This is a genomic window from Bradyrhizobium sp. WSM2254, from assembly GCF_000472645.1.
Lineage (GTDB): Bacteria > Pseudomonadota > Alphaproteobacteria > Rhizobiales > Xanthobacteraceae > Bradyrhizobium > Bradyrhizobium niftali.
On the sequence record NZ_AXAB01000009.1, the window covers coordinates 140265 to 160395 of the forward strand.

The 20131-nt window shown below is 65.0% G+C and carries 20 protein-coding genes; 8 read left to right on the top strand and 12 right to left on the bottom strand.

Annotated elements, in window-relative coordinates:
- Nucleotides 1–144: 144 nt before the first annotated feature.
- Entirely contained in the window at nt 145–1617 is a 1473-nt protein-coding gene (locus tag A3M7_RS0107640; protein ID WP_027543399.1) for an amidase, read from the top strand.
- 34 nt (nt 1618–1651) lie between these two features.
- On the top strand, nt 1652–2005 hold the full coding sequence (locus A3M7_RS0107645) for a nuclear transport factor 2 family protein (protein ID WP_027543400.1): 354 nt from the start codon (nt 1652–1654) through the stop codon (nt 2003–2005).
- 147 nt (nt 2006–2152) lie between these two features.
- Here A3M7_RS0107645 and A3M7_RS0107650 read toward each other — a convergent pair whose 3' ends face one another.
- Together A3M7_RS0107650 and A3M7_RS0107655 are read right to left on the bottom strand one after the other, a co-directional pair.
- Entirely contained in the window at nt 2153–3241 is a 1089-nt protein-coding gene (locus A3M7_RS0107650; RefSeq protein WP_027543401.1) for a Zn-dependent alcohol dehydrogenase, read from the bottom strand.
- 43 nt (nt 3242–3284) lie between these two features.
- The gene (locus A3M7_RS0107655) at nt 3285–5069 is read right to left on the bottom strand and encodes an acyl-CoA dehydrogenase family protein (RefSeq protein WP_027543402.1); all 1785 of its coding nucleotides are present in this window, start codon (nt 5067–5069) and stop codon (nt 3285–3287) included.
- Between the two features lie 234 nt (nt 5070–5303).
- On the opposite strand from A3M7_RS0107655, the gene A3M7_RS0107660 reads away from it, so the two are divergent.
- Together A3M7_RS0107660 and A3M7_RS0107665 are read left to right on the top strand one after the other, a co-directional pair.
- Entirely contained in the window at nt 5304–6005 is a 702-nt protein-coding gene (locus tag A3M7_RS0107660; RefSeq protein ID WP_027543403.1) for an SDR family NAD(P)-dependent oxidoreductase, read from the top strand.
- Nucleotides 6006–6116: 111 nt separating this feature from the next.
- Nucleotides 6117–6947: an enoyl-CoA hydratase gene (locus A3M7_RS0107665; RefSeq protein WP_027543404.1), complete on the top strand. Its 831-nt coding sequence runs from the start codon at nt 6117–6119 to the stop codon at nt 6945–6947.
- 173 nt (nt 6948–7120) lie between these two features.
- On the opposite strand, the gene A3M7_RS0107670 is transcribed toward A3M7_RS0107665, so the two are convergent.
- A complete protein-coding gene (locus A3M7_RS0107670) occupies nt 7121–8011 on the bottom strand; it encodes a LysR family transcriptional regulator (protein ID WP_027543405.1) in 891 nt (296 codons plus the stop codon).
- A gap of 119 nt (nt 8012–8130) precedes the next feature.
- Here A3M7_RS0107670 and A3M7_RS0107675 point away from each other — a divergent pair, with 119 nt between their 5' ends.
- Entirely contained in the window at nt 8131–8970 is an 840-nt protein-coding gene (locus A3M7_RS0107675) for an oxidoreductase (RefSeq protein WP_027543406.1), read from the top strand.
- 55 nt (nt 8971–9025) lie between these two features.
- On the opposite strand, the gene A3M7_RS0107680 is transcribed toward A3M7_RS0107675, so the two are convergent.
- Both A3M7_RS0107680 and A3M7_RS0107685 read right to left on the bottom strand, forming a co-directional pair.
- Nucleotides 9026–9649 carry a GNAT family N-acetyltransferase gene (locus tag A3M7_RS0107680; RefSeq protein WP_027543407.1) on the bottom strand — a complete coding sequence of 208 codons (624 nt, stop codon included), beginning with the start codon at nt 9647–9649 and terminating at the stop codon, nt 9026–9028.
- A 69-nt stretch (nt 9650–9718) separates the two neighbouring features.
- Nucleotides 9719–9922, bottom strand: a complete 204-nt coding sequence (locus A3M7_RS0107685) for a DUF1127 domain-containing protein (RefSeq protein ID WP_027543408.1) — start codon at nt 9920–9922, stop codon at nt 9719–9721.
- Nucleotides 9923–10032: 110 nt separating this feature from the next.
- Between A3M7_RS0107685 and A3M7_RS0107690 the strand changes: the two genes are divergently transcribed.
- Both A3M7_RS0107690 and A3M7_RS0107695 read left to right on the top strand, forming a co-directional pair.
- Nucleotides 10033–10932 carry a transcriptional regulator GcvA gene (locus A3M7_RS0107690; RefSeq protein WP_027543409.1) on the top strand — a complete coding sequence of 300 codons (900 nt, stop codon included), beginning with the start codon at nt 10033–10035 and terminating at the stop codon, nt 10930–10932.
- A 144-nt stretch (nt 10933–11076) separates the two neighbouring features.
- Nucleotides 11077–12402, top strand: coding sequence for an MFS transporter (locus A3M7_RS0107695; protein WP_027543410.1), 1326 nt, complete (start codon nt 11077–11079; stop codon nt 12400–12402).
- Between the two features lie 117 nt (nt 12403–12519).
- Here the strand turns inward: A3M7_RS0107695 and A3M7_RS0107700 are convergent, their stop codons facing one another.
- Genes A3M7_RS0107700 through A3M7_RS0107710 form a run of 3 tightly spaced genes read right to left on the bottom strand, consistent with a single transcriptional unit; the run spans nt 12520 to nt 15124 of the window.
- On the bottom strand, nt 12520–12933 hold the full coding sequence (locus tag A3M7_RS0107700) for a Rieske (2Fe-2S) protein (RefSeq protein ID WP_027543411.1): 414 nt from the start codon (nt 12931–12933) through the stop codon (nt 12520–12522).
- Nucleotides 12933–14042, bottom strand: coding sequence for an amidohydrolase family protein (locus tag A3M7_RS0107705; protein WP_027543412.1), 1110 nt, complete (start codon nt 14040–14042; stop codon nt 12933–12935). The genes A3M7_RS0107700 and A3M7_RS0107705 overlap by 1 nt, the downstream gene beginning before the upstream one ends.
- Nucleotides 14043–14065: 23 nt before the next feature.
- Nucleotides 14066–15124 carry an amidohydrolase family protein gene (locus A3M7_RS0107710; RefSeq protein ID WP_027543413.1) on the bottom strand — a complete coding sequence of 353 codons (1059 nt, stop codon included), beginning with the start codon at nt 15122–15124 and terminating at the stop codon, nt 14066–14068.
- A 167-nt stretch (nt 15125–15291) separates the two neighbouring features.
- Here A3M7_RS0107710 and A3M7_RS0107715 point away from each other — a divergent pair, with 167 nt between their 5' ends.
- Entirely contained in the window at nt 15292–15774 is a 483-nt protein-coding gene (locus A3M7_RS0107715) for a CinA family protein (protein WP_027543414.1), read from the top strand.
- Nucleotides 15775–15956: 182 nt separating this feature from the next.
- Here A3M7_RS0107715 and A3M7_RS0107720 read toward each other — a convergent pair whose 3' ends face one another.
- From A3M7_RS0107720 to A3M7_RS0107735, 4 genes are all read right to left on the bottom strand, one after another.
- The gene (locus A3M7_RS0107720) at nt 15957–16232 is read right to left on the bottom strand and encodes a DUF1488 family protein (protein ID WP_027543415.1); all 276 of its coding nucleotides are present in this window, start codon (nt 16230–16232) and stop codon (nt 15957–15959) included.
- Between the two features lie 136 nt (nt 16233–16368).
- Nucleotides 16369–16989: a lipopolysaccharide assembly protein LapB gene (locus A3M7_RS0107725; RefSeq protein ID WP_027543416.1), complete on the bottom strand. Its 621-nt coding sequence runs from the start codon at nt 16987–16989 to the stop codon at nt 16369–16371.
- Between the two features lie 121 nt (nt 16990–17110).
- Nucleotides 17111–18580 carry an AMP nucleosidase gene (locus A3M7_RS0107730; RefSeq protein ID WP_027543417.1) on the bottom strand — a complete coding sequence of 490 codons (1470 nt, stop codon included), beginning with the start codon at nt 18578–18580 and terminating at the stop codon, nt 17111–17113.
- A gap of 213 nt (nt 18581–18793) precedes the next feature.
- The gene (locus tag A3M7_RS0107735) at nt 18794–20128 is read right to left on the bottom strand and encodes an HlyD family type I secretion periplasmic adaptor subunit (RefSeq protein ID WP_027543418.1); all 1335 of its coding nucleotides are present in this window, start codon (nt 20126–20128) and stop codon (nt 18794–18796) included.
- Between the last annotated feature and the right edge of the window lie 3 nt (nt 20129–20131).

Here is a 20131-nt window from a genome sequence, read left to right on the forward strand (position 1 = left end):
GACGGAATGTGTGGCGTGGCTGTCGCGCCCATTTATCCTCCTTCTCGCTCGGACCTGCCCACATATCAATCGCGATCAAACAGCGGTTGCAGCGTTCGGCCAAACTGCGCATCATCCTCCAACAACCAGAGCGGGAGACGCGCCGTGGCCAAATCCGAATGGAGTTTCAAGAGCGCGGTCGAGCTGTCGGCGGCACTGACCGCGAAGAAGGTCTCCGCGGTCGAGCTCACGCGGGACGCGATCGACCGCATCGAACGACACGACGGCAAGATCAACGCGGTCTGCGTGCGCGATTTCGATCGCGCGCTCGGTGCGGCGCGCGAGGCGGACGCCGCATTGGCGCGCGGCGAGCGCAAGCCGCTGCTCGGCCTGCCCCTGACGATCAAGGAATCCTTCAACATCGCCGGCCTGCCGACGACCTGGGGCTTCGTTCCGCAGAAGGATTTCAAGCCTGTCGAAGACGCGCTACCGGTGGTACGCATCAAGCAGGCCGGCGGCGTGATCCTCGGCAAGACCAATGTCCCGGTAGGCCTCGGCGACTGGCAGAGCTACAACGACATCTACGGCACCACGAACAACCCCTATGATCTCGGCCGCACGCCAGGTGGATCGTCCGGAGGATCTTCGGCAGCCCTCGCCGCGGGCTATTGCGCGCTCGCCACCGGCTCCGACATCGGCGGCTCCCTGCGCGTGCCGGCATTTCATTGCGGCATCTTCGCTCACAAGCCGACCATCAATCTCTGCGCAGCGCGCGGCGAGACTCCGCCGCCGTTTCCGGCCATTCCGCGCGAAGGCGACCTAGCCGTCATCGGTCCGATGGCGCGCACGGCAGCGGATCTTTCCTTGCTGCTCGACGTCATGGCCGGACCGGATCCGCTCGATGCCGGCGTCGCCTACAAACTCGATTTGCCTGTTGCGCGGCATCAGTCGCTGCGCGATTTTCGCGTCCTGGTGATCGAGAGCCATCCGCTGCTGCCGGCTGACCGGGACGTGCGCGGCGCGACCGACAAGCTCGCCACCGACCTCACGAAGGCCGGCGTGACGGTCGCGCGCGAGAGCTCGCTGCTTCCGGACTTCGCGGAGACGTCGCGGCTTTACATGCGCATGCTGCTGAGCTTCCTCGGCGCGTTCTTCCTGCCCGACGAGCTGGCGGATGCGCAAGCTCGAGCGAGCCAACTGTCACCGGAGGACCGGAGCCTCGGCGCGGAGCGACTGCGCGGCATTACTGCAAGCCACCGCGCCTGGGTGCTCGACGCCGGCGCCCGCGCCGTCCTGCGCGCGCGATGGCGCGCGCTGTTCAAGACCTTCGACGCGGTGATCTGCCCGATCATGCCGACGCCGGCCTTTCCGCATGATCATTCGCCGGAGCAGCACCTGCGAAGAATCGACATCGACGGCACGGACCATCCTTATTCCGACCAGCTCGCATGGCCGGGCATTGCGACGCTCCCGGGCCTGCCGGCGACGGCCGTTCCGCTCGGTCTGTCGAAGGACGGCCTGCCGGTCGGCGTCCAGATCGTCGGCCCCTTCCTCGAGGATCGCACGCCCTTGAAGCTCGCCGAACTGATCGAGCGCGAATTCGGCGGCTTCACACCGCCGCCATTGTTCGATGATTAGTCCTGTCGTCAACGACCACAGCGAAGAGGACGTCATGAGCCAGGACATGGAAGAGCTCACCGCGCTCAACCGCGACTACGTCACCTCTGTTCAGAACTGCGACGTCAAGCGGTTCGACCAGATCCTGGCGCCGGAGTTCTATTGCTCCAATCCCGACAAGACATTGGTCGACCGCGCCGCTTTCCTGGAGCAGACGGCACGGCCCATCGCGATCCGGAACCTCAGGGAGCACGACGTCATCATCCGCATCATGGGCGACTTCGCCATCATCCACGCCGCGACAAGCTACACCACGGGAGACGGCCAGCAGGCGACGGGCCGCTACACCGATTGCTGGTCGAAGAAGAACGGCAGATGGCTCGCGGTGTCGGCGCACGTGTCGCGGTGAGGCGGGCACACCGCCCACACACTCACCGCTGTCATGCCCCGCGAAGGCGGGGCATCCAGTACGCCGCGGCGATAGTTGGTACACACAATCCCCGCCGCGGCGTACTGGATCGCCCGCCTTCGCGGGCGATGACACCGTCATTGTGGCTCAACTATCAAACACGATCACGCTTCGCAGCGTCTTGCCCGCCTTCATGTTGGCAAAGCCCTCGTTGATTTCCGACAGCTTCAGCTTGGCCGAGATCCAGTCCTCCAGGTGCAGCCGGCCACGCAGGTAGAAATCGACCAGGCGCGGCATGTCGACGCGGAAATGGTTCGAGCCCATGGACGATCCCTGGATCTTGCGTTCGCGCAGGAAGTCGAAGCCGTGCAGCTCGATCTTCTGGCCGAACGGGATCATGCCGACGATGGTGGCGGTGCCGCCGGAGGCGAGCATTCCAAACGCCTGCTCCGCGGTTTCCTTGCGGCCGAGCACCTCGAAGGAATGATGCACGCCGCCATTGGTGAGATCGCGGACCTGCTTGACGACGTCGCCGTCGGCGGGGTTGATGATGTCGGTCGCGCCCAGCTTGGTCGCGAGCTGGAGCTTGGCCGGGTTGGTGTCGATGGCGATGATGCGGCCGGCGCCCGCGATCTGCGCGCCGTTGATCGCGGCCATGCCGACGCCGCCGCAGCCGATCACCGCCACGGTCTCGCCGGCCGTCACCTTCGCCGTGTTCACCACCGCGCCATAGCCGGTGATGACGCCGCAGCCGATCAGCGCGGCGAGATCGAGCGGCATCTCCTTCCGGATTTTGACGATCGCGTTCTCGTGCACCAGCATCTGCTCGGCGAAGGACGAGAGATTGAGGAACTGATGCAGCTTCTCGGAGCGCGACCATTGCATGCGGTCGGAGACGCCTGGCAGCAGCTTCACCGTCGTATCGGTGCAGAGCACGGTACGGCCGGTGGTGCAATTGTCGCAGGTGCCGCAGAACACCGACAGGCAGGTGACGACGTGGTCGCCCGGCTTCACGTAGGTGACGTCGGAGCCGACCTGCTCGACCACGCCGGCGGATTCATGCCCGAGCACCGCGGGCAGCGGATGCGGATAGAGGCCTTCCATGAAGTGCAGGTCGGAATGGCAAAGGCCGGCGACCGATGTGCGGATCAAAACCTCACGCGGGCCCGGCTTCGGCAGGCTGACATCCTCGATGACCAGCGGCTTGTTGACTTCATAGAGGACGGCGGCCTTCATCGAGCACTCCCTGTCGCTTTTTTGTTTTGAACGCGGGCGCAGCCTACGCTGCCAGAACCAGTTCGCCAACCTCGCTCATCCCGGCCGCGCGATCGCCGAGCAGCAGCGCGGCGATCTTCGCTTGCGCGGCATTTTCCGTCAGCCGGAACGAATCGCACGGCGCCACGCGGTGATCGATCACCAGACGCGACAGCAGCAGCCGGCGCGCATCGCCTCGCATGGCGTGGATGCGATGCGCTTCCCACGCGAGCGCGACGGCGCTTGCGACATGATAGAGCAGGCTTGTGGCGCGGCGCGCATCAGCTTCGTTCTCTGACTTTCCCGCGACCTCGCGCGCGAAACCGACCGCGCGATCGGTGAGTGTACGCAAACGGTCGCGCCAGGCCTGCGGCACAGACGCGCTGTCATCGAGCCGGGCATGCAGGTCGGCGGCAAGCGCAGCTTCGGCGCCGTGACGGCCGACCGCACGCCTCAGCGCATCGATCGCAACGATATTGCCGGTGCCTTCCCAGACCGAGCCGAGATGGGCGTCGCGCAGCAGCCGGGCGGTGGCGAATTCCTCGATATAGCCGATGCCGCCACGCATCTCGAGCGCATCACCGCAGACTTTTCGTGCATCGCGCGTGGCACGGAATTTCAGCGTGGGCGTCAGGATACGCAGCAGCGCCGCCGCATCCTGGCTGCCGGCTTCGGCGCGGTCGAGCGCGTCGGCGGTGAGGAAGCTCATCGACAGCGCCTGCTCGACCGGCAGCATGATCTTCAGCATCTGCCGCCGGCCGAGCGGCAGGTCGATGATGCGGCTGCCGAACACCACGCGGTTCTTCGCCACCGTCATGGCGTCGTGATAGGCGCGGCGCATCAGCGCGGTGGATTTGACGCCGTTGGAGAGCCGCGACGAATTCACCATCTCGGCCATCTGCACGAAACCGCGGTCGAGCTTGCCGACGGCGTAGGCGATCGCGCCTTCGAGCTTGATCTCCCCTGACGCCATCGAGCGCGTGCCGAGCTTGTCCTTCAGACGCACGATCCGGCAGTGGTTCTGCGAGCCGTCGTCGAGGAAGCGCGGCATCAGGAACAGGCCGACGCCGCGCGTGCCGGGACCGGCGCCTTCGGGACGCGCCAGCAACATCACCACCTTCGCATCCGCGTTCGAGCAGAACCATTTTTCGCCAGTGAGGCGCCAATGGTCGCCCTCCTGCACGGCGCGCGTGGTCAGCGTGCCGACGTCGGAGCCGCCCTCCTTCTCGGTCATGAACTGGCCTCCTTGCGTCAGCTTGCTCATGTCGGTCTGGGTGAGACCATCGAGATATTTTGCCTTCAGCGCCTCGCTGCCGAAATTCGCCAGGAGTTTTGCGCAGCCGTCGGTGACATTGATCGGGCAGCCCATGCCGAATTCGGTCTGGTTGAACAGGAAGGTGAAGGCGTGCTTTGCCACGACCGGATATTTGTCCGGCCAGCCCATGATGCCCTTGCGGATCGACAGCGCGTGGATGCCGAACTCGCCGAAGGCAGCCTTCTCCAGTTCGCGGTAGGCCGGGTGGTATTCGATCCACTGCACGTCGCGGCCGAACTTGTCGCGCTGGTGCAGCACCGGCGTGTGCCGGTCGGCGAGGCGCGCACATTCGTCGAAATGGCCGCCGGCGAGCTCGCCGAGGCGATCGAGATGCGGCTCGATGTGACGGAACAGCGTCTCCGGCAGATGGATGCGCAGCAAATCCGTCAGCGCCGGATCGGCACGGTAGAAATTCATGCCTGTGGTATCGGGAGCCAGCAGGCCGGATGGTGCGGCCGCGGCATCTTTCGGCTGCGCTGTGACCGGCTTGTGCATGATTGTCCTCTTCGTTTCCGCCCGCCGGCATTTCTTAGCGCTTGCCGCTTGGGATGATGTCGATCATGCTCCAGCCAGGAAGCCGGATAAAGCCGCAAATTGTCAGGGAGGCATGATCGCGGTGAAGGAGCAATTCGCTCTGCGGAATTGTGATCGGCCGGGCCTGCACCCCGGCTGGTTGCCCGCACGACGGATGCATAGATCAGCGGCTTCCCGTCTCCGAGAGATCACGCCATGGAACACCCGAAATACAAGATCGCGCTCATCGTCGGCGCCGGCGAGGGCCTGAGCGCCTCGCTGGCGCGCCTGCTGTCCACACAAGGCATTCGCGTGGCGCTTGCCGCGCGGAAGATCGAGAAGCTGGGCGCGCTCTGCACCGAGACCGGTGCAAGAGCCTATGCCTGCAACGCGACGGAGCCGGATGAGGTCGAGCGCCTGTTCGGCCTCGTCGAGCGCGAGATCGGCACGCCCGATCTCGTCGTCTACAACGCCAGCGGCCGCACCCGGGGGCCGATCGTCGACCTCGTCCCGGTCGATGTCGCGCAGGCCATCGCGGTCAGCGCCTATGGTGGTTTCCTGGTGGCGCAGCAGGCGGCCAAGCGCATGCTGCCGAACAGGCACGGTGCGATCCTGTTCACCGGCGCCTCGGCCAGCGTCAAGGGCTATGCGCAGTCCGCTTCCTTCGCGATGGGCAAGTTCGCGCTGCGCGGCCTCGCCCAGAGCATGGCGCGCGAACTCTCGCCGCAAGGCATCCATGTCGCGCATTTCGTGATCGACGGCGGCATCAGGAGCGCGGCGCGGACGGAAGCAGCCGACAATCCGGATTCAATGCTCGATCCCGACGCGATTGCAGAAAGCTACTGGAACGTGTTGCAGCAGCCGCGCAGCGCCTGGAGCTGGGAGCTGGAGTTGCGGCCGTGGGTTGAGAAGTTTTGAAGAAGCTGCCGTAGGGTGGGCAAAGGCGCGTTGGCGCCGTGCCCACCAGCAATGACGATAAAACAAATGGTGGGCACGCTTCGCTTTGCCCACCCTACAAGGGCGGGAATCATGACCACGGACACCACCGTCGACACCGGCACCAGTGAACTCCTCTGCGTCATCCGCGACCGCGTCGCGGTCATCACGTTGAACCGGCCGGAGGCGCGCAATTCGCTGTCGGACACGCTGACGCCGGCGCTGCGCACGATGATCCGCACCTGCGCCGAAGATCCCAACGTCGGCGCGCTGCTGATCACCGGCGCGGGCGAAGCCTTTTGCGCCGGCGGCAACATCAAGGGCATGGGCGCGCATCGCGACCCGAAAAAGCTCGAGATGTCCTTTGACGACAAAGTCACCGATCTCCAGGAGCGGCAGCGCCTGCTCACCGGCGCGCTGGTGTCGGTGCGCAAGTCCACGATCGCCGCGCTGGCGGGGCCGGCGGTCGGCGCGGGGCTTGCCATCGCCATGGCCTGCGACATCCGCATCGCCGCGCAATCCGCCTTCGTCGCCACCGGCTATGCCCGCATCGCGCTGAGTGGCGATTACGGCATCGCCTGGCTGTTGACGCGGCTGGTCGGCACTGCGCGGGCGCGCGAACTGATGTTCACCGGCGACAGGGTCGACGCCGCGCGTTGTGAAGCCATCGGCCTCGTCAACCGCGTCGTGCCCGACGACCGACTGCAAGCCGAAGCCTTCGCGCTGGCCAAATCCCTCGCCGAAGGCCCGCGCCAGGCGCTGCGCTACATGAAGGACAATCTCGACGAAGCCATCCAGTTCGATTTCGAGACCGCCCGCGATCACGAGGCCGAACGGCTGATCCGCCTCACCACGACCGCCGATCACAAGGAGGCGGTGCAGGCCTTCATCGAGAAGCGCAAGGCGGTGTTCACGGGGAAGTAGGGCGTCGCGGCGGTTCCACACACTCGGTGTCGTCCTGGCGAAAGCCAGGACCCATACCGCGTGATCCCTCCATAGGCCTCAATCGCCGTACCGAATGACGTGTCTTCGTCAAACCACTCCCTGTGGCAATGGGTCCTGGCTTTCGCCAGGACGACGTCGGGGAGACACGGTGTCTACGTAGGAGCCGACCGCGCGAAATCCACGAACGCCCGCAGCGCTGCCGGCAATTGGCGGCGGCTTGGGTAGTACAGGAAGAAGCCGGGATAGGCCGGGCACCAGTCGGCGAGCACGCGGACCAGCTTGCGTTTTGCCAATAGTGCTTCTACCTGCGCCTCGAACACATAGGCGAGGCCGGCACCATCGAGCGCGGCATCGACCATCAGATCCTGGTCGTTCATCGTCAGCGGTCCGGTGACGTCGATGGTGAGCTCGATGCCGCCGCGCTCGAACTCCCAGTGGTAGAGCGCGCCTGAGGTGAAGCGGTAGCGAATGCAAGGCAGGCCTTTCAGGTCGCGCGGCGTGGCTGGCTGCTTGTGCGCCTTGAAGAAGGCGGGTGAGCCGACCACGGCAAAACGATGGCGCGGGCCGATCGGCACTGCGATCATGTCGGCGGCAATGGTCTCGCCGAAACGCACGCCGGCGTCGAAGCCGGCCGCGACCATGTCGATCAGGGCATCGTTGATGACGATCTCGACGCTGACGTCAGGGAATGATTTCAGGAAGCGCGTCACGATCGGCAGCAGCACGAGCTGTGCCGACTGGCGCGCGGCGGTGAAGCGCAGCGCGCCGGCGGGCTTGCCGCGAAAATTATTGAGATCCTCGAGCGCGTCGTCGATGTCGCGGAAGGCCGGCGTGATGCGGGCGAACAGCCGCTCGCCGGCCTCGGTGAGCGCGACGCTGCGGGTGGTGCGGTTGACAAGGCGCAAGCCCAGCCGCTCCTCGATACTGCGCAGGGCGTGGGACAGCGCCGACGGCGTAACGCCAAGCTCGGTCGCCGCCGCGCGAAAGCTGCGGTGGCGGGCGATGGCGAGGAAGGTCGCAAGGTCGGACGGGTCGATCCGCATTGATGAATTTTATTCAGTAGCTTGCAAAATTCATAGCGGATTATCTCAGCTATGGCGAGCCGCTACACCTTGCCCATCGGCTTCGGCCATCGCCGGGCCAGAATGGAAAGGGCAACATCATGCGTGTCTGGTTCATCACAGGAGCGTCCCGCGGATTTGGCGCGTTGATCGCCGAAGCAGCCTTGAAGACCGGCGATGCCGTCGTCGCGACCGCGCGCGATCCTTCCACGGTCACCGCCCGCCTCGGCAGTCACGAGCGGTTGTTGGCGACGCGGCTCGACGTCACCAGCGAGGCCGAGGCGCATGAAGCGGCAGGCCAGGCGGTGAAGCGCTTCGGCCGCATCGACATCCTCGTCAACAATGCCGGCTATGGCCTCTTGGGCGCGATCGAGGAAGCCAGCGACGCGGAAACACAAAAGCTGTTCGGCACGAATGTGTTCGGCCTGCTCAGCGTCACCCGCGCGGTGCTGCCGCATATGCGCCGCCAGCGGTCGGGCCATATCATCAACATCTCGTCGGTCGGCGGTTACACCGGCTATCCCGGCTGGGGCGTCTATGGCGCGACCAAGTTTGCGGTCGAGGGCTTGAGCGAAGCGCTGGCCGGCGAAGTCGCACCGCTCGGCATCAAGGTGACCGTGGTCGAGCCCGGCTTCTTCCGCACCGACTTCCTCGACGACAGCTCGCTGTCGCGCACCGCAAAATTGATCGACGACTATCACGAGAGCGTCGGCAAGACACGCGCGCACGCGGCCGACGTCAATGGCGGCCAGCGCGGCGACCCGCGCAAGCTGGCGCAGGCCTTCCTCAAGCTGGTGGACGCCAAGAACCCGCCGCTGCGGCTGCCGCTCGGCAGCGACACGATGGAGCGAATCGAGGCGAAGAACGCGTTCGTTGCGAGGGAGCTGGCAGCTTGGCGGTCGGTCGCGACCTCCACCGACTTCGCCAACGACGGCGCTTGAGTGAGAGCAAAAAAATGCCCGGCTCAGGTCGACCCGAGCCGGGCTTGCAGTCGTGTCAGGCCGAGGCTGAGGGGCTGTCGGCCTGACGGGAAAGGGCGGCGAGACGCCAGCTCGCGCAGGGAATGTCCTTCGGTGCGACCGCGATCTCCTTGTCGAAGCGCACCAGCTTCCAGTCATCGGGATGATTGACGAAGGCGAAGCCGGATTTGCGGGCGAGCGAGATCATGGTCTCGTTGGAACGCAGCGTGTCGCCGAACATGTGCTCGGCGCCAAGCGCGGCCGCGCGGCATTCGAGATTCTTCATCAGCGCGGTGGCGATGCCGTGGCCCTGCCAGCGGTCGTCCACCGACAGGCCGAACTCGAGCGTCGAGGTCTCGGCATGGAAAGCGTAGCGCGCTTCGGCGACGATGGTCTCGAAGCCGTCGACCATCTTGGTCGCGACCACGGTAAAGCGTTCGCGCGCGCCGACATCGAGGAATTCGTTCAGCAGGCCCTTCGGCAATTCGCTGAGCGCGCCGAAGAAGCGGTTGTAGCGGGAGCGGGTCGAGAGCGAGCGGAAATAGTGCTGAAGCTCCTCGGTGTCGCGCGGCTCGACGAAGCGAACGTTGATCGCCTCGCCCTGCCGGGTGCGTAGCGCGTCCGAATATTGCTTCAGATCTTCCAGGCGAAGAGTGCTCATGACACGAGCCCTGCGGAAAGAGGGACCGCCGGCGCCCCTGTGATCAGGCGGCGCCGGCCTGGCGGCCAATCAGGCCCGCCAGAAGGGTTTGTCGGCCTCATAGGCAATGTCGGACCAGGACAGGCCGACGTCGTGCAGGTCGCGGGCCGTCCAGTTGGTCAGCTCGCGGCGGGTCCGGTACCGCTCATGCCAGACATGGAGCGTCTCGCCGATCTGCTGGATCAGGCCTGGCGCATGATGATTTGTCATCGAATTCTGGGTTAAGGTAGACATTTTCAGCTCCTGGAGCTAAGTTGACGGCTAATATCTGCGCTCCAGTGCGTTGCGACAAACGACAATTTGTACCTCTTCGCATGAAATAACGTCATGTATCCCGCTGCCAGATGACTGCCAGATTGCCCTCCCTGAACGGATTGCGGGCCTTTGAGGCCGCCGCGCGCCATCTCAGCTTCACGCTGGCGGCGAGCGAGCTGAACGTGACGCAGACCGCGATCAGCCATCAGATCCGGCGATTGGAGGAGGAGCTCGGCATCCGCCTGTTCATCCGGCAGAACCGCGCGCTGGCGCTGACGCCGGAGGCGCGCGACTACCTGCCGGGCGTCCGCGCCGCCTTCAACGACCTCCGCCTCGCCACCGACCGCCTGCTGCGCAGGGACGACGACAAGGTGCTGACCCTCTCGACGCTGGCCTCGCTTGCCGCAAAATGGCTGCTGCCGCGGCTGACCGACTTCCAGGAGCAGCATCCCGGCATCGACGTCCGCATCACCACGTCGACCAGCCTCGTCGACTTCCAGCGCGACGATGTCGATGCCGCAATCCGCTATGGCCGCGGCCAGTGGCCGGGCCTGCGTGCCGACTGGCTGATGGCGGACGAGCTGTTTCCGGTGTGCAGCCCGTCGCTGCTGCGCGGCGACAAGCCGCTACAGCGTCCGGAGGATCTGCGAAATCGTCCGCTGCTGCACACCTCCAACGCCAACAGCGACGACTGGCGGCTGTGGCTGACGGCGGCAGGCCTGCCGGCCGATATCGCCAAGCAGCCCGGCATCACCTTCGACATGATCTTCATGACCATCCAGGCCGCGATCGACGGAATCGGCGTGGCGATGGGGCGGACGTCCTATGTGCAGGACGACATCGCCAAAGGTCGCCTCGTCGTCCCTTTCAAGATCGCGCTGCCGGCCGATGCGGGCTTCTATCTCGTCGCGCCGGAGGGTCGCCGCGAGGCGCCAAAGCTCGCCGCGTTCCGTCAGTGGATCGTTGCTGCGACGCAAAATAAAGCCTGAAAAATCATCAGCTTTCTCTCTGAAAACCGATTGACCCGCCGCGCCCTGCGCGGCAAGGGGTAGGACAGATTGTCGCAGCAACACAATCTGTCGCCTGCCGAGAAGTGAGTTCCGGTCCGGCCACATTTGAAGGGGAGCAACGTCATGGCTGGACCAGCAACCAATCCGCCCGAGATCAAGTCGCGCATCGGTGCGATCCTGCGCGCCACCTCAGGCAATTTCCTCGAACAGTTCGACTTCTTCCTGTTCGGCTTCTATGCCGCCGCCATCGGCAAAGCGTTCTTCCCCTCCACCAACGAGACGGCCTCGCTGCTCAACACGTTCGGCGTGTTCTGGCTCGGCGCCTTGATGCGGCCCGTCGGCGCGATCGTGCTAGGGGCGTACATCGACCGCATCGGCCGCCGCCAGGGCCTGATCGTCACGCTCGGCATCATGGCCATCGGCACTGTCGTGATCGCGTTCTGCCCGAGCTACGCGACCATCGGCATCGCAGCGCCCGTCATCGTGCTGATCGGCCGCCTGCTGCAAGGCTTCTCCGCCGGCGTCGAGCTCGGCGGCGTGTCGGTCTACCTCGCCGAGATCTCGACGCCCGGCAACCGCGGCTTCTACACCTCGTTCCAGTCGTCGAGCCAGCAGGTCGCGATCTTCGTGGCCTCGATCCTCGGCTATCTCCTCTCCGAGGTGATGCCGGCCGACACGGTGGCCGCCTGGGGCTGGCGCATTCCCTTCTTCGTCGGCTGCCTGATCATTCCCCTGATCTTCTTCCTGCGGCGCACGCTCGAGGAAACGCCGGCCTTCCTCGCCATGAAGAAGCATCCGACCGCGAGCGAGGTGTTCGCCTCGGCCCTCGCCAACTGGCGCATCGTCATCCTCGGCATGATGATCGCGATCCTGACCACGACGACGTTCTACTTCGTCACCGTGTACACGCCGACCTTCGGCAAGACCGTGCTGAAGCTGTCGACTCAGGACGCGCTGCTCGTGACGCTGCTGGTCGCCGTGACCAACTTCTTCTGGAATCCGGTCGGCGGCGCGCTGTCCGACCGCATTGGCCGCAAGCCGGTACTGATCACCATCGCGTGCCTCGCGCTCGTCACCGCCTACCCCGCGCTGCACTGGCTGGTGGCGGCGCCGACCTTCGGCAAGCTGCTCGCGGTCGAGATGATGTTCTCGTTCTATTTCGGCGTCTACAGCGGCACCATGCTCGGCGCCCTCGTCGAGATCGTGCCGGCGCATGTCCGCACCACCTGCTTCTCGCTCGCCTTCGCGCTGGCGGCCGCGCTGTTCGGCACCTTCACGCCGTTCGCCTCGACCTGGCTGATCGAGCGCACCGGCGACAAGGCCTCGCCCGGCTTCTGGCTGATGTTGGCCGCCCTGCTCGGCATCATCGCGGCCTCGACGGTGTATCGCAGCGGCGGCAAGGCGGTGCCGACATATGATGCGGTGGCGGAGCCGGTTGCGGGGCATTGACGGTCATTCCGGGGCGCCTCGAAGAGGCGAGCCCGGAATCCATTTCTCCCAGCATTCCAGACGCACGATGGATTCCGGGTTCAGCCCTGCGGGCTGCCCCGGAATGACAGTGGGGGGCTACAGCTCCACCACCACGTAATCGCTCTCGACCTTCACCGTGACCGTCTCGGCGACATACGGCCCCTTCACGACGCTCGCGCCCGGCTCGACATGGGCCGAATAGGCCTTCACGCGGAAGCGGCGGGGGTCGCAGTAGGACTGGCCGGTGCGGATGTCGAACTCCCAGCCGTGCCAGGGACAGCGGATGATCTCGCCAAGCTTGGTGTATTCGATCTCGCCGGGATCGCTCGATTGCGCGAGCCCGATCAGCGGGCCCTCGCACAGCGCCGCGCCCTGATGCGGGCAGCGGTTCATCAGGCCGAAATATTCGCCCTTGATGTTGAAGACCGCGATCGGCCGTCCCTCGATCTCCAGGAATTTTCGCGTGCCGGGTGGCAACTCATCGACCGGCGCGATCACGTGACGCGCCATCAATTGATTCCGTAGAGCTTCCTGGCATTGCCCAGGTAAAACGCCTCGCGGTTGGTATCGCTGACGCCCGCCGGCAAGATGCGCGACGGCTCGTCGTAGTCCCAGTGCGGATAATCGGTCGCGAACAGCAGGCGATCCCAGCCGATCCACTTGATGACGTCGAACAGATCCTCGCGCCGCTCCGGATCTTCCATCGGCTGCGTGGTCCACCACACCTGCTCGCGGATATATTCCGACGGCGGACGCTTCACATGCGGCACTTCGCTCCTGAGCCGCCGCCAGGCCTTGTCCAGTCGCCACGCAAGCGATGGCGCCCACCCGAAGCCGGCCTCGATCATCACCATCTTCAGCTTCGGGAAGCGCTCGAACACGCCTTCAAGCACGAGGCTGGCCAGCGCCGATTGCTGGCACTGCGAATGCCCGACCATTTCCTCGATGTAATAGGAAGGCCAGCCCGACGGCGTGATCGGGTTACCGCCGAAGCCGAAGGCGTGGACGCCGACGGGAAGGCCGGCCTCTTCCGCGGCCTGATAGATCGGCCAATAGCGGCGCTGGCCGAGCGGCTCGACGTTGCGGCTGAGCAGCAGCACCTGAACGAAATTCTTGTCCCCGGCGCGCTCGCGGATTTCGGCGGCGGCCGACAGCCCGTCCTCATTGGCGACGACGATGGACGCTTTCAGCCGCTTGTCCTTGCTGGTCCATTTGTCGATCTGCCAGTCGTTGATCGCCGAGCACAAAGCGGCCGAGAGCTCGTGATTGCGGATGCCCTGCCCCGTGTTGAGCGGATTGAGCACGCCCAGCTGCACGTTGTTGGGGTCGAGCAGCTGCTTCTGCATGAAGGAGAGCGAGGAGCCCTGCGGCCCGCCTTCCGGCGGATAGGCGTCGCGGCGCGAGGCGTTGGGCTGGGCCTTGGGATAGGGCGGGCCTTCCATCATGCCCTGATAGGCGTGCACACCGTAGACTTCGAGATGATGCTGCCAGCGTTTGGCGAGATAGGGATAGAGCTCGGTACGGGTCGCGCGGGCCGGATGGATGTCACAATCCGCGATCGCGGTCTTGGTCGTCAGGGGGGAAGCGGCTTCGGTGCTCTCGCGGAATTGAATATTCATCGCCTTGCCTCCTTTGGCAGCGGCTAAGTCAGGCGGGGATAGGTCGCATGCGGATTGTCGATCATGATCTTGCGCACGAGATCGGGGGTGAGGCCCTGGGGGAGCGCGTCCTGGCCGTCGAACTGCCAGTGTGGATAGTCCGTGGAGAATAGGACCAATTCGTCTGACTGCATATGATCAAACAGGCGAATTAATGTCTCGGGTTCCGGCGGCGCATCAAATGGCTGTAACGAGAAGCGGATGTTGCTGCGCACAAGTTCCAGCGGCGCGCGATCGACCCAGGGCGTCTCCATCCGCACCCCGCGCCAGAATTTGTGAAGCCGCCAGAGAAAGGGGGAGATCCAGGAAACGCCGGACTCCAGCATCACCATTTTCAGCCGCGGATATTTGGCGAACACGCCCTCGACGATCACGCTGGTGAGCTGGGTCTGGAACGCCTGGGCCTGACCGACATAATCCTCGATGTGGTAGGAACCCCAGCCCACCGCGGTCGGCGGATTGTGATAGGCGGAACCGGCATGGATGCCGACCGCGAGGTCCAGCCGTTCCGCGGCCTCGTAGATCGGCCACAGCGCGCGCTTGCCGAGCGGCGTGTCGCCCATGACCAGCATCAAGACCTGCACGAAGCGCCGGTCCTGCGCGCAGCGTTCGATCTCGGCGACGGCCTTCTCGACGCTTTGCGTGGGGATCACGATCGAGCCGCGCAGGCGCTTGTCACGATCGAGCCATTCCTTCACCAGCCAGTCGTTCAGCGCGCGGCAGAACGCAGCCTGCATGTCCTCGGAAAACACCATCTGCACGCCGTACAGCGGATTGCAGATGGCATGCTTGAGCTGAAAGGGATCGAGCACGTGGCACTGCATGTCTTCCAGGCTCGCGCCCGGCTTGCCGCGCTCGGGACGCCAATCGGGACGTGCCACGATCGGCGAGTTCTGCGGGTAGGATTGCGAAACGAGATCGACCATGCCGCGCGTCGTCACCTGATCGCGCCAATAATCGTTCAGGTACGGCAGCAGGCTGGTCAGATGCGGCACGGCCGGATGCACGTCGCAATCCACCCCGCCGGCGATCAGGGACGCCATCACGTCTCCTTCACGTTTCCTCGTCACGTCTTCTCGCGAGCGGCCAGGCCGCTCCGCCTTGTGTGCGCCATTCAAGCAGGCCTGACCGTCGCCCGCAACTCGGCCAGGGCAGCCAGCTTATGCTAGGAAGGCTGAGCTCGGTTGCGAGGGAATGAGAGGTTAAAGGGATGAAAGAGCTCGTCGGCATTGCGGAACAGGTCGCGGCCCAATTGATCGCGCGCAAACAGACCATCGCGGTGGCGGAATCCTCGACCGGCGGCCTGATCGCGGCCAGCCTGCTCGCGGTGCCCGGTGCGTCCGCCTATTTCCTCGGTGGCGCCGTGGTCTACACCCGCGATGCCAGGCGCGTGCTGATGGATATTTCGGACGAAGGAATGAAGGGTTTTCGCTCCTCGTCGGAGCCCTACGCGAAGCTCCTCGCCGAACAGATGCGCAGCCGCTTCAATTGCGACTGGGGCCTGTCCGAAACCGGCGCCGCCGGCCCCACCGGCAACCGCTACGGCGACGCCGCCGGCCATAGCTGCATGGCGGTCGCAGGCCCCGCGGCAGAGGTGATGACGCTGGAGACGGGCAGCAGCGACCGGTTTGCGAACATGCAGGTATTTGCGGCGACGGCGCTGAGATTGCTGCTGAGGAAGCTATCGGAATAGCCGCATCGTCGTTTGCGGACGACAGAGCGGCGGCGCCTCACATTCGATGTCGTCCTGGCGAAAGCCAGGACCCATAACCCCGAATGGCAATGTTGCGGTCGGCGGGGCCACAGCTTCTTCCAACAACATTCGATGGTGGTAATGGGTCCTGGCTTTCGCCAGGACGACGTTGGGCACGGTGCCTACCTGCCCAAATGCCGCATGAAGATCCGCACCACATATCCCTGAAACCGCGGGGCTTCGTCGTAGAGGTCTGACGCGATCCGCTCGATGGTCTCGCGCAGCGACAGGAACTGCGCCTGCCGCGCGCTGCTTTCGGTGCCCTGCATGCCCGCGAGCTCGTCCATGGCGGCGTCGCTGATCTGACACTGCACGACCTCGCCGTCGTTCAGCATGGTGAAGCGAAAGGCCAGCCGTTCGAGATCATGACCAATGATTTTGTCGCGCGTCAGCGGCATCCAATTGTCCCGTTCGCGCCCCCGAACGGGACAATGCTGAAAATCTGGCGCGTTGTCACCATCCGCGCCAGGGGACATGGCAGTCATACGGAGCCTATCAACCAGCGCGGCACTATGAGACGGCGACTCGCCACCTTCAGTAGGCGAACGCCGTGCCGGTCGGCTTATCGAGTGCCGCGGCCAGCGATCGGTACTCCTCGCAATCGGTCCCGCAGATGGATGCGATCCGGCCGAGGTGATAGAGCGCTTGCTCGCGGTTGCCCCGCTCGAGCTGCCACAGTCCATAATACTGCCACGTCAGCACGTGGTTCGGATCGGCCTTCAATGCGCGCTCGTACCAGACCTGCGACTGCTCGTAGTCACCGAGCTTGCGGTAGGAGTAGCCGATGAGGTTGGCGACGTTCGGATGGTCGTCATGTCCAAGCGATTTCAGTTGCGCGATCGCGGCCGCATAGTCGTTGCGCTCGTAGATCGTGTCATAGGCCACGCGGTAGCCGGCCGCGAATGCGGGATCGCCGATGCTCGACTGGTTGTTTGGCTTTTTGTTCTTCTGCGTGGCCTTCGTTCCCGAGCGCTTCGGATAGGTCGGTTGGGCCGTGCTCGGCGCTGAATAGGTGCTCGCAAAAGGATCCATGCCGCCACCTCCGCCACCTCCGCCACCGCCACCGCCACCGCCGCCTCCTGCAGCATATGCCGGGGACGCCAGCACTGCCGCAAACGTTCCCAGTGCAACGAACCTGATCATCGTTTCGATCATTTCTGTCTCCTGTCTCCATCCAAGCGGCCCCGGACGAATTGATAACCCTGCGTTGGCTTCGATATTCCGTGACGCAGTGCTCACGGAGACGTCAGCGTTCGTACGACAGTTCTGTTGTCCTTTACTGGAATGCCACCTCGGCAAAACTGCGAAGCTTTCGCGAGTGCAGGCGCTCCGATTCCTGCTGCTTGAGCCGCTCCAGCGCCTTCAGGCCGATCTCGAGATGCTGGCCGACGCGGCGGCGGTAAAATTCGCTGGCCATGCCCGCGAGCTTGATCTCGCCGTGCAGCGGCTTGTCGGAGACGCAGAGCAGCGTGCCGTAGGGGACACGGAAGCGGTAACCATTGGCGGCGATCGCGGCCGATTCCATGTCGAGTGCGACTGCGCGCGATTGCGACAGGCGGCGGATCACCTCAGGCCCGGAGATCTCCCAGTTGCGGTTGTCGACGCTCGCGACCGTCCCGGTGCGCATCAGGCGCTTCAGCTCGAAGCCTTCGAGGCCCGTGACGTCCTCGACCGCCTCCTCGAGCGCGACCTGCATCTCGGCGAGCGCCGGGATCGGCACCCAGAGCGGCAGCTCGCGGTCGAGCACATGGTCCTCGCGCACGTAACCATGGGCGAGCACGTAGTCGCCCAGCCGCTGCGTGTTGCGCAGGCCTGCGCAATGGCCGAGCATCAGCCAGGCGTGCGGGCGCAGCACCGCGACGTGGTCCGTGACGTTGCGCGCATTGGACGGGCCCGTGCCGATGTTGATTAGGGTGATGCCGCGATAGCCGGGCTCGACCAGATGGAAGGCCGGCATCTGCGGCGTGCGTGTCGGCGCGTCCCCGCTCGTCGCGCCGCCGCTCCGCGTGATCACATTGCCGGGCGCGACGAAGGCTTCAAGGCCGGCCTCGCCGGACTGAAGCCGCTGCTGGCAGAGCTGCGCGAAGGCATCGACGTAGAACTGGTAGTTGGTGAAGATCACGAAGTTCTGGAAGTGCTCGGGATCGGTGCCGGTGTAGTGATAGAGCCGCCGCAGCGAGTAATCGACGCGGGCAGCCCGAAACAGGGACAGCGGCTCGGGCACCCCTGGCTGAAGCTCGAATGTGCCGTCGGCGATCGAATCGTCCATGGTGGCGAGATCGGGCACATCGAACGCGTCCCGCAGCGATCGCGCCACAAGGGAATTCTCGCCGGTGGTGATGGCGGCCTCGATGTTGATGTCGCGGCGATAGGCGAAGTGAATCGGGATCGGCTCCGCCGACTCGCCGATCTCCACGGGCACGCCGTGGTTCTGGATCAACAGCCCGATCTGTTCGGTCAGATAGGCCCGGAAGAGATCCGGCCGCGTTACGCTGGTCTCGTGCACGCCGGGGCCGGCGACGAAGCCGTAGGAGAGACGCGAATCCAACCGCGCATGCGTCGCTGTGGTGAGGCGGACAAAGGGATAGTAGGCCCGCGCCCGCGTCGTGATCGCTTCGCCGTTGACATAGGCCTCGAACCGGTCGCGCAGGAACTTCGTGTTGAGTTCGTAGATCTCTTCGAGCCGGGCGACGGCCGCGGACGCGTCGGAGAAGGATTCGGTGGCGATGGAGGGCGGAGTCTGCATTGTTCGAAGGCCGGGTTCGTGGGGCTTGAGTCGAACTATAGCAAGAACGAGGATGCGTAGGGTGGGCAAAGCGAAGCGTGCCCACCATCCTGGCCACCGTACAAAAAATGGTGGGCACGGCTTTGCGCCTTTGCCCACCCTACGGGATCGAGTCGATGGCCCGAGATCCCGGATGCGCGCTGAGCGCGCTCCGGGATGACGCGCTTTCGCGCGTCACTTCTCCCGGAACGCCCGCATGAACTGGTCGTGCAGCGGCTTCATCAAATAGGACAGCATGGTGCGGTCGCCGGTCTGGACGAAGGCTTCCACGGGCATGCCGGGGATGATCCTGGAGTCGCCGAGGCGGGCGATCTCTTCCGCCGGCAGCGAGACGCGGATGGTGTAGTAGCTCTGGCCGGTGCGCTGGTCGGTGGTGACGTCGGGCGAGACGCGGCTGACGACGCCGTTGAGCTCGGGCGTGGTGCGCTGGTTGAAGGCCGACAGGCGCAGCAGCGTCTTCTGGCCGATCTGGAGCTTGTCGATATCGACCGGATTGACCTTGGCCTCGACCTGGAGATCGTCGGCCTGCGGCACGATCAGCATCAGCGCGTCGCCGGCGGTGACGACGCCGCCGACGGTATGCACGGTCGATTGCAGCACCATGCCATCCTGCGGCGCGCGGATATCGACGCGGCGCAGCTGGTCTTCGGCTGCGACCTTGCGCTCGATCATCTCGCCGATCTTGTCGTTGGTCTCGCGCAGATCCTTGGAGACCTCGCTCACCATGTCCTTGTCGACCTGGATGATCTGGAGCTCGGTCTCGGTGATCTTGCCCTTGGCCTGCGCCCGCGAGGCGATGTACTGCGCGCGCTCGCCGTTGAGCCGGGCACTGTCGCGCTCGAGCGTGGTCAGGCGCGAGATCTGCACCAGGTGCTTCTCATAGAGATCGCGGACACCGGTGAGTTCCTGCTGCACCAGCGAGATTTCCTTGTCCTTGGCCCGCTCCTGCGCCGAGAGACCCTCGATCTCCTCGTTGAGCTGCTGGATGCGCTCGCGAAGCTGCGCCTTCTGGCCGGCACGGCCGTTGACGCGGACGTCGAACAGCTTGGTTTCGGCAGAGAGCAGCGTCTTGACGTCGGGGTCGTTGCCGCGATCGAGCAATGATTGCGGGAATTCAATCCTGTCGACACCGCGCTGCTCGGCCTGGAGCCGTGCCGCGCGCGCCAGCGCGGCGTCGAGATTCTTGGTGACGATGGCGAGGTTCGCCTTGGTGACGGTGTCGTCGAGCCGCACCACGATGTCGCCGGCCTTGACCACGTCGCCGTCGCGGGCGCGCAGCTCGCCGACCACGCCGCCGGTCGGATGCTGCACCTTCTTGACGTTGGATTCGACCACGATCTGGCCCGGCGCGATCAGCGCGCCCGAGATCTGCACCGTGGACGCCCAGCCGCCGAGGCCGACGGCCAGGACCAGCACGATCCCGAGCCCGAGCATCAAGTGAAACCTGATGGAGTCCCGCACGGTCCTCTTGGCCGTGGGCTTGCCGCCACCGATCGCCATCGTGCTCATGAC

What these genes read in the sequence shown, in the direction of transcription:
- A3M7_RS0107665 (WP_027543404.1), top strand. Translation starts at nt 6,117, where the DNA reads ATGACCACGGACACCACCGTCGACACCGGCACCAGTGAACTCCTCTGC.
- A3M7_RS0107685 (WP_027543408.1), bottom strand. Translation starts at nt 9,922, where the DNA reads ATGTCTACCTTAACCCAGAATTCGATGACAAATCATCATGCGCCAGGC.
- A3M7_RS0107660 (WP_027543403.1), top strand. Translation starts at nt 5,304, where the DNA reads ATGGAACACCCGAAATACAAGATCGCGCTCATCGTCGGCGCCGGCGAG.
- A3M7_RS0107725 (WP_027543416.1), bottom strand. Translation starts at nt 16,989, where the DNA reads ATGATCGAAACGATGATCAGGTTCGTTGCACTGGGAACGTTTGCGGCA.
- A3M7_RS0107715 (WP_027543414.1), top strand. Translation starts at nt 15,292, where the DNA reads ATGAAAGAGCTCGTCGGCATTGCGGAACAGGTCGCGGCCCAATTGATC.
- A3M7_RS0107700 (WP_027543411.1), bottom strand. Translation starts at nt 12,933, where the DNA reads ATGGCGCGTCACGTGATCGCGCCGGTCGATGAGTTGCCACCCGGCACG.
- A3M7_RS0107695 (WP_027543410.1), top strand. Translation starts at nt 11,077, where the DNA reads ATGGCTGGACCAGCAACCAATCCGCCCGAGATCAAGTCGCGCATCGGT.
- A3M7_RS0107650 (WP_027543401.1), bottom strand. Translation starts at nt 3,241, where the DNA reads ATGAAGGCCGCCGTCCTCTATGAAGTCAACAAGCCGCTGGTCATCGAG.
- A3M7_RS0107680 (WP_027543407.1), bottom strand. Translation starts at nt 9,649, where the DNA reads ATGAGCACTCTTCGCCTGGAAGATCTGAAGCAATATTCGGACGCGCTA.
- A3M7_RS0107645 (WP_027543400.1), top strand. Translation starts at nt 1,652, where the DNA reads ATGAGCCAGGACATGGAAGAGCTCACCGCGCTCAACCGCGACTACGTC.
- A3M7_RS0107675 (WP_027543406.1), top strand. Translation starts at nt 8,131, where the DNA reads ATGCGTGTCTGGTTCATCACAGGAGCGTCCCGCGGATTTGGCGCGTTG.
- A3M7_RS0107720 (WP_027543415.1), bottom strand. Translation starts at nt 16,232, where the DNA reads ATGCCGCTGACGCGCGACAAAATCATTGGTCATGATCTCGAACGGCTG.
- A3M7_RS0107705 (WP_027543412.1), bottom strand. Translation starts at nt 14,042, where the DNA reads ATGAATATTCAATTCCGCGAGAGCACCGAAGCCGCTTCCCCCCTGACG.
- A3M7_RS0107690 (WP_027543409.1), top strand. Translation starts at nt 10,033, where the DNA reads ATGACTGCCAGATTGCCCTCCCTGAACGGATTGCGGGCCTTTGAGGCC.
- A3M7_RS0107710 (WP_027543413.1), bottom strand. Translation starts at nt 15,124, where the DNA reads ATGGCGTCCCTGATCGCCGGCGGGGTGGATTGCGACGTGCATCCGGCC.
- A3M7_RS0107655 (WP_027543402.1), bottom strand. Translation starts at nt 5,069, where the DNA reads ATGCACAAGCCGGTCACAGCGCAGCCGAAAGATGCCGCGGCCGCACCA.
- A3M7_RS0107730 (WP_027543417.1), bottom strand. Translation starts at nt 18,580, where the DNA reads ATGCAGACTCCGCCCTCCATCGCCACCGAATCCTTCTCCGACGCGTCC.
- A3M7_RS0107735 (WP_027543418.1), bottom strand. Translation starts at nt 20,128, where the DNA reads ATGAGCACGATGGCGATCGGTGGCGGCAAGCCCACGGCCAAGAGGACC.
- A3M7_RS0107670 (WP_027543405.1), bottom strand. Translation starts at nt 8,011, where the DNA reads ATGCGGATCGACCCGTCCGACCTTGCGACCTTCCTCGCCATCGCCCGC.